This window comes from Companilactobacillus ginsenosidimutans (assembly GCF_001050475.1).
Taxonomy (GTDB): domain Bacteria; phylum Bacillota; class Bacilli; order Lactobacillales; family Lactobacillaceae; genus Companilactobacillus; species Companilactobacillus ginsenosidimutans.
In genome coordinates, this window is record NZ_CP012034.1 from 2,218,800 (window position 1) to 2,233,643 (window position 14,844).

The 14,844-nt window shown below is 36.7% G+C and carries 15 protein-coding genes; 10 read left to right on the forward strand and 5 right to left on the reverse strand.

Going from position 1 to position 14,844, the window contains the following annotated elements; translation table 11 throughout:
* Positions 1-2 precede the first annotated feature (2 nt).
* Positions 3-1,955 carry an ABC transporter ATP-binding protein/permease gene (locus ABM34_RS11055; RefSeq protein ID WP_048705756.1) on the reverse strand — a complete coding sequence of 651 codons (1,953 nt, stop codon included), beginning with the start codon at positions 1,953-1,955 and terminating at the stop codon, positions 3-5.
* A gap of 57 nt (positions 1,956-2,012) precedes the next feature.
* Positions 2,013-2,768, reverse strand: coding sequence for a tyrosine-protein phosphatase (locus tag ABM34_RS11060; RefSeq protein WP_048705757.1), 756 nt, complete (start codon positions 2,766-2,768; stop codon positions 2,013-2,015).
* A gap of 62 nt (positions 2,769-2,830) precedes the next feature.
* Here ABM34_RS11060 and ABM34_RS11065 point away from each other — a divergent pair, with 62 nt between their 5' ends.
* From ABM34_RS11065 to ABM34_RS11075, 3 genes are all read left to right on the forward strand, one after another.
* The gene (locus tag ABM34_RS11065) at positions 2,831-3,601 is read left to right on the forward strand and encodes a glycosyltransferase family 2 protein (RefSeq protein WP_048705759.1); all 771 of its coding nucleotides are present in this window, start codon (positions 2,831-2,833) and stop codon (positions 3,599-3,601) included.
* Positions 3,602-3,765: 164 nt separating this feature from the next.
* Positions 3,766-4,095, forward strand: a complete 330-nt coding sequence (locus tag ABM34_RS11070; protein ID WP_048705761.1) for a thioredoxin family protein — start codon at positions 3,766-3,768, stop codon at positions 4,093-4,095.
* Positions 4,096-4,130: 35 nt separating this feature from the next.
* A complete protein-coding gene (locus ABM34_RS11075; protein ID WP_048705762.1) occupies positions 4,131-4,400 on the forward strand; it encodes a metal-sensing transcriptional repressor in 270 nt (89 codons plus the stop codon).
* Between the two features lie 122 nt (positions 4,401-4,522).
* On the opposite strand, the gene ABM34_RS11080 is transcribed toward ABM34_RS11075, so the two are convergent.
* Positions 4,523-4,762 (reverse strand): hypothetical protein, encoded by a 240-nt coding sequence (locus ABM34_RS11080; RefSeq protein ID WP_048705764.1) that lies wholly within the window; start codon positions 4,760-4,762, stop codon positions 4,523-4,525.
* A 223-nt stretch (positions 4,763-4,985) separates the two neighbouring features.
* On the opposite strand from ABM34_RS11080, the gene ABM34_RS11085 reads away from it, so the two are divergent.
* The 4 genes from ABM34_RS11085 (at position 4,986) to ABM34_RS11100 (ending at position 8,249) form a co-directional block, all read left to right on the forward strand.
* Entirely contained in the window at positions 4,986-5,366 is a 381-nt protein-coding gene (locus ABM34_RS11085; RefSeq protein ID WP_048705765.1) for a YueI family protein, read from the forward strand.
* Between the two features lie 16 nt (positions 5,367-5,382).
* Positions 5,383-6,366, forward strand: a complete 984-nt coding sequence (locus tag ABM34_RS11090; RefSeq protein ID WP_048705766.1) for a ribose-phosphate diphosphokinase — start codon at positions 5,383-5,385, stop codon at positions 6,364-6,366.
* A 345-nt stretch (positions 6,367-6,711) separates the two neighbouring features.
* Entirely contained in the window at positions 6,712-7,860 is a 1,149-nt protein-coding gene (locus ABM34_RS11095) for a linear amide C-N hydrolase (RefSeq protein ID WP_048705768.1), read from the forward strand.
* 179 nt (positions 7,861-8,039) lie between these two features.
* On the forward strand, positions 8,040-8,249 hold the full coding sequence (locus ABM34_RS11100) for a hypothetical protein (RefSeq protein ID WP_048705769.1): 210 nt from the start codon (positions 8,040-8,042) through the stop codon (positions 8,247-8,249).
* 437 nt (positions 8,250-8,686) lie between these two features.
* On the opposite strand, the gene ABM34_RS11105 is transcribed toward ABM34_RS11100, so the two are convergent.
* Complete coding sequence (locus ABM34_RS11105) at positions 8,687-11,026, reverse strand: HAD-IC family P-type ATPase (RefSeq protein ID WP_048705772.1); 2,340 nt, start codon at positions 11,024-11,026, stop codon at positions 8,687-8,689.
* Between the two features lie 98 nt (positions 11,027-11,124).
* On the opposite strand from ABM34_RS11105, the gene ABM34_RS11110 reads away from it, so the two are divergent.
* From ABM34_RS11110 to ABM34_RS11120, 3 genes are read left to right on the forward strand one after another with little or no spacing between them, the layout of a single operon-like run.
* A complete protein-coding gene (locus ABM34_RS11110; RefSeq protein ID WP_048705773.1) occupies positions 11,125-11,787 on the forward strand; it encodes an HAD hydrolase-like protein in 663 nt (220 codons plus the stop codon).
* Between the two features lie 3 nt (positions 11,788-11,790).
* Positions 11,791-12,606: a hypothetical protein gene (locus ABM34_RS11115; RefSeq protein ID WP_048705775.1), complete on the forward strand. Its 816-nt coding sequence runs from the start codon at positions 11,791-11,793 to the stop codon at positions 12,604-12,606.
* Positions 12,607-12,621: 15 nt separating this feature from the next.
* The gene (locus ABM34_RS11120) at positions 12,622-12,975 is read left to right on the forward strand and encodes an iron-sulfur cluster biosynthesis family protein (RefSeq protein ID WP_048705777.1); all 354 of its coding nucleotides are present in this window, start codon (positions 12,622-12,624) and stop codon (positions 12,973-12,975) included.
* Positions 12,976-13,371: 396 nt separating this feature from the next.
* Here the strand turns inward: ABM34_RS11120 and ABM34_RS11125 are convergent, their stop codons facing one another.
* On the reverse strand, positions 13,372-14,799 hold the full coding sequence (locus ABM34_RS11125; RefSeq protein WP_048705778.1) for a hemolysin family protein: 1,428 nt from the start codon (positions 14,797-14,799) through the stop codon (positions 13,372-13,374).
* Positions 14,800-14,844 lie beyond the last annotated feature (45 nt).

Consider the following 14,844-nt stretch of genomic DNA (forward strand, 5'->3'; position numbering starts at 1 on the left):
GATTATTCATCTGTAAGTGAATCACGTGGATCAAGTTTTGCAGCACGATGTGAAGGAGCTAGTGCAGCAATTAAACTAATTACGATACTTACCACAATACCAAAGATGGCATTTCCTGGTGAGATATTTACGATTGTTGCTTTAAAGGCGTTCTGGGTGGCTGAATTGGCAGCAAACTGAACGAGATAGGCGATGATGACCGCAAATGTACCTGACACTAACCCAATCAAGAATGATTCGGAAATAAACATGTTTCGAATATCTTTCTTTCTGGCACCAATGGCACGTAAGATACCAATTTCGTGAGTTCTTTCAGAAACACTGATGTATAGAACTACGATGATCATAATTGCTGAAACTACTAGAGAAATTCCGGCGATTGCTGCAAGGACATCAAAGGCGAGTTTCAAGTATGTATTAAGAGAATCGATAATTGCACCGACACCAGTAATTGTATAAGCAGGAACTTTCTTTCCCTTGGCGTTAGTAGTTTTGTACCCCTTAATTTTGTCCTGAATAGCTTTGACATTTAGTGTATTATCAGCCGTCAAAGTCACAAAGTTAGGTTTTATACTGACATTGTAATTTGATGAAGCACTCTTCAACGTATCATATGAAATGGCAGTTGAACCAGATTTGATGATACCTGAAATAGTTAGCTTAGTTTGAACTTGAACCGGTTTCTTGTCCTTATCTTGAGAAGGGATGTAAATAGTTAACTTCTTGCCAACTAGACTCTTGTAATGTTTCTTATTAATACGATTTGCATCGGATTTAAGCAAGATAATTTCATTTTTACCAGGTTTACTTCCGGCGATAATGTCACCCGTTTTTTCAGTGGCATTCCAAGTCTGGAAATATGGAACTGCAATAGTTTTCTTTTCATAACGAACCTTAGGTGCTTGAGCAAAATAAGCTTTCTCAATCTTCTTAACATGATCAATCTTGGCAAATTTTTGCATATCTGTATCTGACATGGTGATGTCTGAAGAATCGGTTGAACTATTCACCTGACTGCTGGCAACGTTTTTGGTAACTTGAATTGCGTTCGGATTAACTTGATTCGACATTTGCTTGTTGATGTATCCAGTAATACCAGAACCTAACCCCAGCATGAAGATTACTGAGAAAATACCAATTGCAGCACCGAGAATGATTAAGATGTTCCGTCCTTTGGTGTAAAGCATGTGTTCCCAAGCTAGTCGGAAGGTGTCTCCAAAGCTTAAATGAGTAATTTTCTTTTCGCGGCGGAAATTTGATGCAAGGTATTTTTGTCTAATACTTGTGTCAGAATCGATGACACCATTGGCTAAGTGAACGATTCTTGTACCATAGTTAGCCACTGTTTGTGAGTGAGTAACAGCGATAACTAATTTACCTTCCTGAGCAATTTCGTCCAAAATACGTAAGACTTCAGTAGTATTTTGACCATCCAAGGCACCAGTAGGTTCGTCGGCGATAATAATTTCAGGATCGTTTGCCAACGCACGGGCAATGGCAACACGCTGCTTTTGTCCACCGGAAAGCTGATTTGGATGTTTATCCATTTGATCAGATAAGCCAACTTTGGTTAACAATTCTTTAGCACGTTCAGTTCTTTGGTGACGGCCGAGCGTCGACATCTCAAGTGGAACTAGAACATTTTCCAATACAGTTAAATGACTAATTAAGTGGAAGCTTTGGAAAACAAATCCCACTGTGTGGCTACGATAGTTATCTAGAGCTTTGTTGGAACCTTTCTTGAGAGATTTACCATCAACTAGAATGTCACCCTCAAATTGTGAGTCTAGTCCACCAATGGTATTCAGTAGGGTAGTTTTACCACCACCAGATTCACCTAGAATCGAAACGAATTCGCCACGATCCAAGCTTAAATTAATACCCTTTAAGACTGGAAATTTTTTCTTTCCGAGATAAAAGGATTTTTGGACATTCTTAAGCTCCAAAAAACTCATACATTTCTCCCCATTCCTGAAAATATGTTTTTGAATATAGTGATTATAAAGGTTTTATTACTCCAAGTAAATGGAACGCAAGGCTTGTAGTGCCTTCGCGTCTACTCCCAAGGCACTATTTAAATAATTATCAAAAGTACCGTAATAATGTTCTATAGCCTCAAAAACAGAAGTGATACTTTCAACGTCTGCTTTGGTCATATTCATTTTGTTGCGGATTTTATTTCCTTTAGAATCGTCATTTAAAATTTTCTCTACGTCTGAAGAATTTTCGTACATCAAATTGGTTAGCAAATAATCCTGGACAATTGTCTCAGTATCAACTTGCAGGGCTTTAAGTATGAGAATTGCTCCAACGCCTGTGCGGTCCTTACCGGCAGCACAATGGAAGAGAACAGATTTATCGGGCTCAGTATTCTCCAACAATAGTTGGAAAAGTAGTGCATAAGATTGTTGAGCATGCTGATCCAAAACAACGCTTTGATAAATCATGCCTAAATATGAGTCAGAATTTTGTTTTAATACATTAGTTAGTTTTTCACCGTTTCCCTTGAGCGGATAAACTGGGTCAGGATAGACTTTGTAAAAATCTGATTGAACATCTGGCCACATTTCTTGTTCATTCATGGATCGGAAATCAACGACATATTTCAAGCCATATTTCTTCAGAAACTTTAATGTTTTTGGAGTTAAATTACTAATGTCACCTGAACGAAGAAGTTTTTGATATTTAACTTTTTTCCCAGTGGTAGTAGGGTAACCACCAAGTTCTCTTAAATTTATTGCACCCTCGAGGTCTAAAAGTCTTTTCATGTTTGCCTCCTTATATTGCGTATTTGATGTTGTTAGAAGTAAAATAATGTTAAGGTGATTCAATGATAAATAAAAAACTGTCAATTATTCTGTCAGCTTATAATGTTGAAAATTATATTTCCAAAACTATTGATTCACTCGCAAATCAGACGTCTAATAATTTTGAGGTAATCGCCGTTGATGATTGTTCAACTGATGATACTGTAAAAATCCTACAAGATTATGAGGAAAAATACGACTGGCTGCGGGTTGTTTGTCACGCGCAAAATGCTGGTGCTTCAGCTGCCAGAAATACTGGGCTGAAATTGACTACTAGCGAATTGGTTACATTTATCGATGGTGACGATTGGGTTGAGCCTAGTTACGTCGAATACTTTTTAGACAAGTTTTCTGAGATGCCGAATGTCGACTTAGTAAGTTGTGGATTTTTCATTGATTCCAAAAATGGTAAGAGTAAGCCACAGTTGGAGAAAAAAGAACTTGGCCAAGTTAGTCGTGATGAAGCCATCAAACAGATTATAAAGATGAATGGTTCGGTAATGGGTTATGCTTGGAATAAAGCCTACCGTCGTTCAATTATTGAAGAAAATGAGTTGAAATTTCCAACTGATTTAACTTTGATGGAAGATCAATTGTTCAATGTTCAATACGCAACTGTTGCTGAAAACTTTTATTTAAACGACAAACCTCTATATCACTACGTTTCTCGTAAGGACAGTATCACTAAAAAGTTCGATATGGAAAATGTTAGGGATGTCGGTGTAGCCACAATGAAGGTCTACAAGACAATTCATCAGGGCACCAAGGAAGAACGTCAACAGGAAGAAACTTAAAAGTATCAACTAATAAGACCGTGAAGGTCTTATTTTTTTGTCTCCAGCCTCTATTTTATCAAATTTTTGATAAAAGTAAGCGGTTTTATTAAGTGTGAGCAATTTAATTGTCTGATAATACCATAGGGGGTATAGTATGAATATAGTTTGCAGGAGGTATGAATATGGAAACAAATGTTAAAGAAATCCACGATTCAAATTATGAACAAGAAACAAGTACTGGTGTGACAGTAGTCGACTTTAGAGCAGACTGGTGTCCACCATGTAAGATGATGGATCCCATTCTGAAAGCATTATCCGCTAATGATCAGTTGGGTGATAAAGTTAAGTTTACGTCAATCAACGTTGATAATGATCCACAAACCGCCGCTCAATTAGGCGTTCAAGGAATTCCAACATTCTTAATTAAAAAAGATGGTAAAATAGTAAGTACAATGGTTGGAGCCAGGCCAAAAGACGCATTTAGAGCCGAAATTGAGAAACATCTCAATTAATCAAACTGACTCTTCTTACCTCAGGGGGTATATGAATGAATAAAGAGTCAGAACAAATAAATAGTGACAAAATAAAATTAAGACTAAAGAAATCATATGGGCAACTTGATGGCATCATGAAAATGATGGATGATGGGCGACCTTGTGAGGACGTTTTAGTCCAACTATCAGCTGTAAAGTCCAGTATTGATAAAGCAATGAAGCTTGTCATTGCTCAAAATATTCGACAAAGCGTTGAGGATATCGGGGATGACGATATCGAGAATTTGCAACATTCATTGGATTTGTTGTTGAAGACTAAATAGGTAAAGGACGAAATTGAGTTTCTCAATTTCGTCCTTTTTTTAGTTATGAAAAAGTTTACAAAAAAAGCTTCAGACTGTATTTATACATTTGCTTTCGTATAAATTGTCTGAAGCTTTTTTGATTAAATTTTCTTTTTAATATGATAAGGAACTACGCTCTTATCAGTATCTTTAACACTACTTTTTTCGTCGGTAGCAAAATATACTGCAAAGCTCTTTTTATTTGTCGCATCTTCAGCGATAATTAAGGATGATTCATAAGGATCTTTTGCTTTATATATTTGAGCGCCACGAACAGCTTCCCCAAAGTCACGTGAGTTTGCAATTGCGTCTCCTGGGTTGAAAAATACCATTTCGTCCATTGTTAACACATCCTTTTAGTTACCCTTAATGTCTTCGACATTTAGGGTAACTCACGTCGAAGGTCCAGTGGACCTTTGACGCATACGACTAAATGTTTATTCACACTAAAGGAGAGTGTCTAAAGTGCAGTCAAACGACAACGCACCTTAGTTGTTAACTACTATTATACAATTAATACTAACTTTGGGGTAGTTATTTACGAAATTTTGAAAGGGGTACCACATGAGTAGCGTTGAAGATTATATCAAAAAGAATATTTTTGGTAAGCCACAAGTTAAGCCGGATGAGAAAAATAAATTTCTTGGCAATTTTGCGGAACGTGTCGGAATTGCTTTAACAGTGGCCCAAATTAAGAATTTGGATAACATTCAGACGGTTGAAAAGGTTATGAAAAAGTATCCAGACTATCATTTGTATTTAAATGGTAAAATTGATAGTTATTTAATGGACGAATATCTCAAATTAAGTGTAAAATTGAACTATAATTTTACCATCGTCATGCAATCACCAGTTAGAAATGGTAAGAATAAAGTTACTGATGAGGACATGGGTTTAGTAATAGCCGATGAAAGTAAGCCAATAAGTTCGCCTGTCATTCTGTAAATTTTTGGAGGAAAATATGTCTAATAAACCATTAGATAAAATCGCATTACTTGCATTAAATGGAAACATGCCAGTTGCTGAAAGAATTTCTAAATATATGGGTATTCCAATTTTAGATGCTTCAGTTTCACACTTTAGTGATGGAGAAATAAACATCCAAATTAACGAAAGTATTCGTGGTAAAGATGTTTATATTATTCATTCTGTTTCAGATCCTGTTAACGACAACTTCATGGAATTGATGATTGCCGTTGATGCATTGAGAAGAGCAAGTACCCATCAAATTACTTGTGTGCTACCTTACTTTGCATATACACGTTCTGATCGCAAGTCACGTTCAAGAGAACCAATTTCCGCTAAGCTTTTTGCTAACATGTTGGAAATGGGTAAGGTTGACCGTGTTATTGCACTGGATATGCACGCTGAACAAATTCAAGGTTTCTTCGATATTCCAGTCGATCACTTGCGTGCAATGCCAATCTTCGCAAGTTACTTTAGAGATACAATCAAAGCATCAAGTGACGACGTAGTTTTCGTTGCACCTGATCACAATTCAACAAAACGTGCTAGATCATTAGCAGAAATGTTTGGCTCACAAATTGCGATAGTTGATCAACGTTCAACTGAAGACGAAAATGTTGTTCCAGATATTATCGGTGAAGTTGATGGTAAGATTTGTGTTATCGTTGATGATTTGATCGATACAGGTACAAGAATGATTAATAGTGCCCACGCATTAAAAGTTGCTGGAGCTACTAGAGTTATTGGAGCAGCGACACATCCAATTTTCTCAGATAAAGCTACTGAAAGATTACAAGAATCTGACTTAGAAGAAGTAGTTGTTACGGATTCAATCGTTGTTCCAGAAGAATGTTTATTTGATAAGTTAACAATCTTATCAGTAACAGGTCTTGTTGGTGACGCTATCGAAATGATTGAAAGTGACGAATCAATTAGTTCATTGTTCAATGAACGCGAAGGCTATAAAAAATTACATTAATCAATAATTGACCATGTTGGAAACAGCATGGCCTTTTTTTGTGCGTTATTTTAATAATTAATTATTGCTATTTGTATCATTTTACTAAAATATTCCAATATTATATGACAATTTGTTAAAATCATTATCTAGATGTCATATTTAGTGATTTATTAGTAAAAGTCTAATAATTATGTCTAATTTTAAATTGTATGCAACCGATTGTACCAGCCTGTATAACAGCATCTATACAATTAGTAAAATATTGTGAAATTAAAAATTAGATAAATTTTAATTTACATTTAATATATTAACCAGTAATATTGTATCCATAAACAAGTAAGGTTACATAAAGGGGGTTAATATATGAAGAAGAATAAGTTCGGTTTTTGGGGAAACTTAGCTTTCTCTGCAGTGCTTTTATTAAGCCCCGGCGTTTCGGGGGTTGCTCAGGCGACAACTGTTGATGCAGCATCTAACAGTTCAGCCACGACAGCAAAGACACAGTCAGGAATTTTCTCTCAATATGATGCAGAACTTAATTCTTTAAACAGCATCAAGAATGTGTCAACGGATCCAAATGCACCATTTTTAACCATGAACTATACAGCGGATTACAAGTTGGATAAGTTCATGCAGCAAGGAGCTGCCAATAATACGCAACTCATATCATTTGTTGGTAGTTACGTTACTGGTTTTCCAAATATAGGGCGAACATTAAAATTGAACGTCCCAGCATTTGGATGTAGCACTTTCTCTGCGGCAACACCCGATGGTCAACAACTATTCGGTCGTAATTTTGATGAAAACAGTGATTCACCGGCCATGTTAGTTAGGACTCATCCGACCAATGGGTATGCTTCCATCTCAATGGTTGATTTAGGATTTTTGAAATACGATAATTCTAATTTGCCAACTAACAAACTGAACAGCCTGAAAACACTAGCAGTGCCATACACTCCTCTTGATGGTTTGAATGAAAAAGGTGTTACAATGGCTGTTCTCCAATTGGACGGATCTCCAACCAATCAAACTGATAGCGCGAAAAACGATATCACGACAACAAGTGCTATCAGAATGGTTCTAGATAAGGCCGATTCTGTTGATTCAGCTCTTGCATTGTTGAGTAAGTACAACATGCATGACCCAAGCATGGGTGAATTCCATTATCAAATCACTGATGCCACAGGTAAGTCAGTTGTTCTCGAGTATGTCGACAACAAGATGAGTGTCATCGACACCAACCACGCAACTAACTTTATGGTTACACCTTCCGTATTTGGAACAGGCCACGGGCAAGATCGTTACGAAACCCTTTCGAACGAACTCACGAAATCCAATGATACAATGACCGACGTTCAAGCAATGAACTTATTACACGAAGTTGCCCAATACGGAAAAGCATCAACCAAGTCATGGACCCGCTGGTCCATGATTTACAACAAGTCCAATGGAACTGTAAACGCAGTTATTGGCAGAGATTATGACACGCAACATACTTACAGTATCAATTAAGACCATTGATTACGTAATTCCTCCCAAGAATAAATCATCCAGAAATCTTGATACTCGTGTCAGTCTTAAAAAAGATAGATGCTAGATGCTACCATCCAGCATCTATCTTTTTGTTTGTACATTTTTAAAAAACAATAGATAATAGCTACGAGAGAGAAATGTGGATACGAGGTAGCAACATGGATGACCACAAAAAATATACATCCTTCAAAATAGCCTTCGGATTCTTGCTCGTATCAACAATAATTTTGAGTTTCAGTAAAAAAAGCAGGGTAGACCTAATAATCTCACTAATGTCAGCATTAGCAGTAGCAGCAATTTACCTCTACTTCAAATTAATCGACCTAATGGACAAACATAAGAAGTTACATAAAACAAACCACGTATAACAAAAGTAAGTGAAAAAGTAATTTACGTATAGCATTAGGGGATTATTTGCGACGAGATTCAAGTTAAGAGCAAATAAATACAATTGGAGACAAAAAAGATGAGCCAGGAATAAAATTCCAAACTCATCTTTTTAAGTACAAACGTTTTTTTAATTTATGTTTTATGACTTAGTTTTTGAACTAAAAAACATGGAACTACTAAACAAAGTAGCAACCTCAATAAAGCTAAATAATATTAATAAACGAAATTAGTTGAAAGCAAGATTAGATGGAGGAATGAAATCGATTTGGGCTAAATAGCTAAATTTTACTTAGCCGAGTGTACTTCTCGGGTTAGTAAAAGGGGCAGCTTGAAGACTTTTCGAACTTTGAAAAGGCTCCAAGTGTCCCAGCTATGTTCCAGCCCAAAAATCGATTTCATTCCGGAATCGGCCCCCTTACTTCCAATTAATTCTAGAGAAGACTCGACGACCGAGAACCTCACGCATAAACATAAACAACGGCCAGGACAACAAAGCAATAGAAATATAAATAAAAGTAAAATGAAGATCAAAAATACTTTGCAGTCCAAACAACTTATCAGAATAAGTAAATGCAATAACAAACAACAGCATAGAGACTCCAATCATAACTTTCTTTCGTATGATCAGCGGATTACTAATAGAAACTAACGCACAATAACCAATCAATCCAATTGCAAAAACAGACATGGTCGATGTTGACTTGTAAGTTAAGTTAGCCCAATTTCCAACTCCTTGAATCGTCAGCAACAGAATTATGTTACAAATGGCCGCTGGTAAGGCAATTTCCATAACGTTTCGCATAAATCGACCTGCTGGTGGGCGATAATTAGGTTCTAAGGCCAAGATGAAGGTAGGGATACCAACTGTTAGTGCATTGACGGGCGTCAACTGTGAAGGCTGGAATGGATATCCAGAGCCTAGGAAAATAAAGACAATCGATAAAACTACTGAATAAATGGTTTTGATTAAATAGAGGGATGCAACTCTCTCGACGTTGTTAATTACTCGACGTCCTTCATTCAGCATGAAAATCATTGAATCAAAATTCCTATTTAATAGAACAAAGTCGGCACTTGCTTCAGCAGCATCACTTTCACCCGCAATGGCAATACTACAATCAGACTTGCGCATCGCCAAAACATCGTTGACACCATCACCAGTCATACCAACTGTTAGTCCATTTTTTTGCATAGCTTCAATGAGGTCAGATTTCTCATTCGGACGGACACGGCCAAAGACCCGATATTTCTTAACTAATTCAGAATAGTCTGTGTCTGCAGGCAACGTGCTCATATCAATATAATTGTCAGTTTTGTCGATACCAGCTTGTGAGGCAACGTTTGAAACAGTAACCGGATTATCACCAGAAATTATTTTCAAGTCGATACCTTGATTCTTTAAATATGAGAAAGTTGATTTAGCTTGCTTTCTGACTTGATCAGAAATGAAAATTAATCCGAGTAAATCCTGCTTTTCGTCAACCTCACGTAACACAGCAATAACTCTGAATCCTTTTTCGGCAGCCTCTTGAACTCGCTTATTTGTTTCTTCAGATGGATCGTCGATAATGAATTCTGGTGCTCCCATCTTATATTTAGTACCAGATTCTGCAATGTAACCAGAATATTTTGTCTCAGATGAGAATGGCAATACTTCTTTGACTTTGTCTTTGAATGCTGCTGACTTTAAGTCCTTAATTGCTTGTGCAGTAGCGTTTGTTTCTTCAGTTTCCTCAACAATAGTTGATGCAACTTGTTTAACAAATTCCTCCGAAAAACCTTTTTCTGGAGAAATCTTTTTGACGTTTAGTTTGCCGGTGGTGATTGTCCCAGTTTTGTCTAGGCACAAGGTGTCAACACGGGCCAATGTCTCGATGGCATTTAGTGAACGAACCAGGATTTTCTTTTTGGACAAATTGTAGGCACCAGTTGCTAAAGCCACGGCGGTTAAGAGGACCAATCCCTCAGGAATCATACCGATGACAGAGGCAGATGTTCCGAGAATTGATTGAGAAACGTCGCCATTTTTCAGGAAGGAACGGAAGAATAAAATAAGACCGATTGGTACGATTGTATAGGTTAAAATCTTGATAATATTATTAATAATCTTCATCAAGACACTGTCAGAACCCTTTTCACGGCTAACGGCGTTAGAAAGCTTTGAGACGAAACTATTCATACCAACTTGAGTCAGTTGTACCCGCGCTTGACCAGCAATTGCGAAGCTTCCTGAATAGACTGAGTCGTCTTCAAACTTTTCAATCGTGTCAGATTCACCAGTTATACTGGATTCGTTAGTTTGCAGACCGTTACTAGACCGCACAATACCGTCAGCGGGGATGGTGTTTCCTCGCTTTAGAATGACGATATCGTCTTCAACTAGTTCTTCAATAGGTACTTTTACTTCCTCATTATTACGAATTGTCGAAAATTCTTGTTCATTAACCAGATTAATTTTATCAATGGTCAATTTTGAACGAATTTGTTGGAAAGATCCGATAATGATATTTGCTAAAACGGGTCCTAAGAAGAATAAGTTCCGGTATGAACCGGTCCAAGCAATCAAAATAGCAATGACTAAGTTTAAAAAGTTGAATAGAGTGAAAATATTGTCAGCCAAAATTTGTGGGATTGAACGAGATAATTTTTTTATCTGAATATTCGTTAATCCTTGCGAAACTTTTTCATTAAACTCTTGATTGGTCAGACCAGAATCAATGTTTGTATACTTTTCTGGTTTTTTAACTTTTATCATATGTTTACCTACGGTAATTTGATTGAGCATTTTTATCCTAAATGCTTTATACTCTAACTACTACTACTTAAAATCTAACATAAAAGGATGACTTATTTTTGAATAATTTATTTTTCGATTTAGATGGAACCTTAGTAAATTCTGAAAAGGGTATTATGAAGGGCTTGAAGTACATGTATAACAACACTTTAGGCTACGTTCCACATGATGATGACACTCTAAGAAAATTTATTGGTCCAACATTTAGTTATTCATTCAAGAAGTTTGATGGTATTGAGGTTGATGATCCAATTGCTAAAGAACGAATGAAATCTTTCCGTGAGTATTACGACGTTGAAGGTTGGAAAGAATTAACTGTTATTGATGGTGTTTATGACATGCTTGAAGAATTGAAGCATGAGGGCAAAGAAATTTTTGTTGCAACATCTAAACCAGAAATTCATGCTAAGAATATTGTTGAATATTTTGGTATGAAACCATACATCAGACATGTTTTTGGTGCCAGTGATGATGAAGTTACGCGTTCACTCAAAGAAGATGTTATTTCCTATGGTATGGACAAAACTTCTGTTGATTTGAATTCAGATAATCTTGTTATGGTAGGGGACCGTAGCAGTGACATTATAGGGGCTCATAAAAATAATCTAAAGGCAATCGGAGTTACTTACGGTTTTGGGGATAAAGATGAACTCAGTCACGCTAAATCTGACTGGATCGTCAATAAACCTTTAGAAATCGCAAAAATTGCTTTGGAGAAGTAGTCAATGAGTAAATCGGTATACAATCGTCACGGATTCACGCTAATTTTATTATCACTATGTTTAATGGTTATTGTGTTTATGGGGATCACTCTCTCAACTGTTTTGAACGGAAATTACGTCAAACGGGTTGTTAGCAGTGAAAGTAATGTTTCTTTAATCAAAAACTATACTAATCAAAAATTGGGCAGTATTGTCGATAGCTATGCAGCTATCAATGATTTGGAAGCAACACAATTGAGTACGGACCAGGTTAGAACGATTATTGATTCATCTGTCGATGAACTTTACGACGGAGACAATAATTTGACTATCGGATCAGTGATTTTATCAACCATTGGCGATAATTTAAAAAAGGCTGCCAAAACTAACGGTTTAAATATTGATTCTGAAATTGATCAGACAGTTTCAAGTAACAAGGGGATTATGGATCAAATCGTGAATAACGATATTGGTCCAATAGATCAGTCGCTTCAAGATATTAAACAAGTGCAACGAATTGTGAAAGTAATTATTGGTGTTGCCAGTGTTTTGTTTGTCTTGCTGGCCATTAGGTTGCGTCGAAAAACCAAGTCTAATATGATGTTTTTCCATCATATGGGTACGGTTGGAATCATTACGGCGATACTGTTAGCCATCATGTTAGTGCTCATTTATTATCCGATTGCTAGCTACATCACAAGCAATGTAGAATACAATGTCAGGGATGTTTTGTATAATATACTTAACGGTATTTTCACAAGTTACATTTCCATCGTCTTTATGGTATTTATCTTAAGTATCATTGATTGGGGAAGTACCGGAAAATACAAATACAACTGATGAAGGAGACTACCTATGAAAATTGAAATTACTCCAGAAGCACAAGAAAAACTACAAAAATTTGGTGACAAAAATATTGTTTTAGACTTGGATGACGGCTTGGGTCGTTTCTCAGGTGAAGGTGATTGTGCTTTGATTACTAAATTCCGTGTAATTGTTGTTGATAAGGATGAAAACTTATCTGATTATTCTATTAAGTTGGATTCTGACATTGGTACTATTTGGTTTAAGGAAAGTGCTGAGGAGTTTTTGAAGCCTGGAATTAAGCTTGAGGTTAACCCTAAGACTCAGCTTCTTGTATTTAAGAATGATTTTGAGACTATTGATAATAGTGTCAATATTATAGACTTTGATGTGGTTCGCGGATAGTCGGCGGTTCACTGCCGCCCTCCGGTCAGGTTCCGCGGGGGCCGTGGACGCTGTGGCTCGTTCGGAATCCATAGTGCGGTATCCCGAAACGAGCTTATTGTAAACGAGCCCCTTGGCTCGTCAACAATAAAGTCACGGCTTGGGCCCCCGCGGAACCTGACCTGCGGGCTAGTTATCCTCAAACTTTCCGCTTTGGTGGGGTATGATTATACTCTAGCATTTGCGATTTATTTTAATTTTGTTAAAACGTGGGACATATTCCATTTTTATGGATATGTTCTTTTTTTTTGCGTTTTTCTGCTTTGTTTTTTTATTTTTTTACTTAGGAAGTTTCTTATTGCTTACGATTTTATGTTGTGCTACGTCAAAATAAAAAAGACCTGAATTTTCAGGTCTTTATTTATTTTCTTCGTTTTTATTGTTGTCTGACTTATCTTTGTCTTCGTCTAGGTCATCTATTGTTGTTAGTGAGGCTAGGTTGTCTTGTCTTGCTACTTCTTTGTTGTTGATGGTTACTTTGAACCAGTCGGCGAATCCGTGATCGAATTCTGCTACTCGGAAGTGGAAGTTATCTAAATCAAACTCGGAATCTTGTCCGATATTTGGTAGTTTATCCAAGATGTAGCCACCTACTGTGATGATGTCTGATTCTTGGAAGGCTTTGATGTCGGTTCTGAAATATCTTTCGAAATCATATAAGGTTGTTTTACCTGAAACGTTGAATGATTTATCGTCATTTTGAACGATGTATTCATCGGAAACGACGTCAATTTCATCTTTAACGGTACCAAATAATTCTTCGTAAATATCCTTATCTGTGACGATACCACTTGTCCCACCGTATTCATCGACTACGATTACGATTGGGGTTTGTTTCTTGATCATCTTAGATAGAATATCTTGAATTGGCATTGTTTCGGGAACGGTATTTACTGATCTTAAAATTCTGCTAATTCCAACGCTGCCATCTACTTGGTTTTGGCGGACGATGTCATACGCATAAACGTATCCTAAAACTTTATCTTTATCATTGTCTGCAACAACTGGGAATCTTGAGAAACCTTGTTGTAAGTAGTCTTTGATAACGTCACTTACTTTATCAGTGATGTCGACGACGTATAAACTAGTTCTATCGACCATGATATCTTTGGCAACTTTATCGTTTAATTCGAAAGCACGTTCCATTAAGGCAACATCGTTTTGATCCATGTCGCCACCTTGAATGGATGATTTGGATAAGCTCAAAATTTCTGATTGTGAGAAAACTTCATTTTCTGAATCAGCTGGTTGTAGTCCGATTAAACGAACAATACCGTTTGATGATGAGTTTAATAACCAAACGAATGGATAGGCTATTGTGTGGAAAGCTTTTAATGGGGTAACGACTAACATTAGCATTTGCATAGGCTTATCGATTGAAATGTTTTTTGGAACAATTTCAGTCAAGACAACCTCAAAGTATGTTAGTAAGAGAACACCAATGATTGAACCAATGATGTGCATTCCGTTACCGTTGTTGGATAGGTGAACTAGTCCGAATAAATCGACAAGCAAATATTCAATCGTAGATTCACCAATCCAACCTAAAATAATACCAGCGATACTTGTACCAACTTGAGTGGTTGATAAGTATTCGTTTAAATTATTGACCATATTAAGGGAACGCTTAAGCTTAGCTATATTGCCATTCCCTTTTTCAATGGCGTCTTCAAGCTGACTTGGTCTGGTCTGCACCAAAGCGAACTCAGCCGCGACACAGAAGAAAGCAAATATAAAGGTAATTAGAATAATTATAAAATTACCGGTTATCTCTGAACTTGACAATACAGAAACCTCTTTTCTAGTTAAGAAGGATTATACACTAAAGAA

Excerpts from the sequence above, each read along its gene's own strand:
- ABM34_RS11085 (WP_048705765.1), top strand. The coding sequence starts at position 4,986 with ATGAGTAGCGTTGAAGATTATATCAAAAAGAATATTTTTGGTAAGCCA.
- ABM34_RS11095 (WP_048705768.1), top strand. The coding sequence starts at position 6,712 with ATGAAGAAGAATAAGTTCGGTTTTTGGGGAAACTTAGCTTTCTCTGCA.
- ABM34_RS11070 (WP_048705761.1), top strand. The coding sequence starts at position 3,766 with ATGGAAACAAATGTTAAAGAAATCCACGATTCAAATTATGAACAAGAA.
- ABM34_RS11105 (WP_048705772.1), bottom strand. The coding sequence starts at position 11,026 with ATGATAAAAGTTAAAAAACCAGAAAAGTATACAAACATTGATTCTGGT.
- ABM34_RS11055 (WP_048705756.1), bottom strand. The coding sequence starts at position 1,955 with ATGAGTTTTTTGGAGCTTAAGAATGTCCAAAAATCCTTTTATCTCGGA.
- ABM34_RS11100 (WP_048705769.1), top strand. The coding sequence starts at position 8,040 with ATGGATGACCACAAAAAATATACATCCTTCAAAATAGCCTTCGGATTC.
- ABM34_RS11080 (WP_048705764.1), bottom strand. The coding sequence starts at position 4,762 with ATGGACGAAATGGTATTTTTCAACCCAGGAGACGCAATTGCAAACTCA.
- ABM34_RS11060 (WP_048705757.1), bottom strand. The coding sequence starts at position 2,768 with ATGAAAAGACTTTTAGACCTCGAGGGTGCAATAAATTTAAGAGAACTT.
- ABM34_RS11090 (WP_048705766.1), top strand. The coding sequence starts at position 5,383 with ATGTCTAATAAACCATTAGATAAAATCGCATTACTTGCATTAAATGGA.
- ABM34_RS11065 (WP_048705759.1), top strand. The coding sequence starts at position 2,831 with ATGATAAATAAAAAACTGTCAATTATTCTGTCAGCTTATAATGTTGAA.
- ABM34_RS11075 (WP_048705762.1), top strand. The coding sequence starts at position 4,131 with ATGAATAAAGAGTCAGAACAAATAAATAGTGACAAAATAAAATTAAGA.
- ABM34_RS11120 (WP_048705777.1), top strand. The coding sequence starts at position 12,622 with ATGAAAATTGAAATTACTCCAGAAGCACAAGAAAAACTACAAAAATTT.
- ABM34_RS11115 (WP_048705775.1), top strand. The coding sequence starts at position 11,791 with ATGAGTAAATCGGTATACAATCGTCACGGATTCACGCTAATTTTATTA.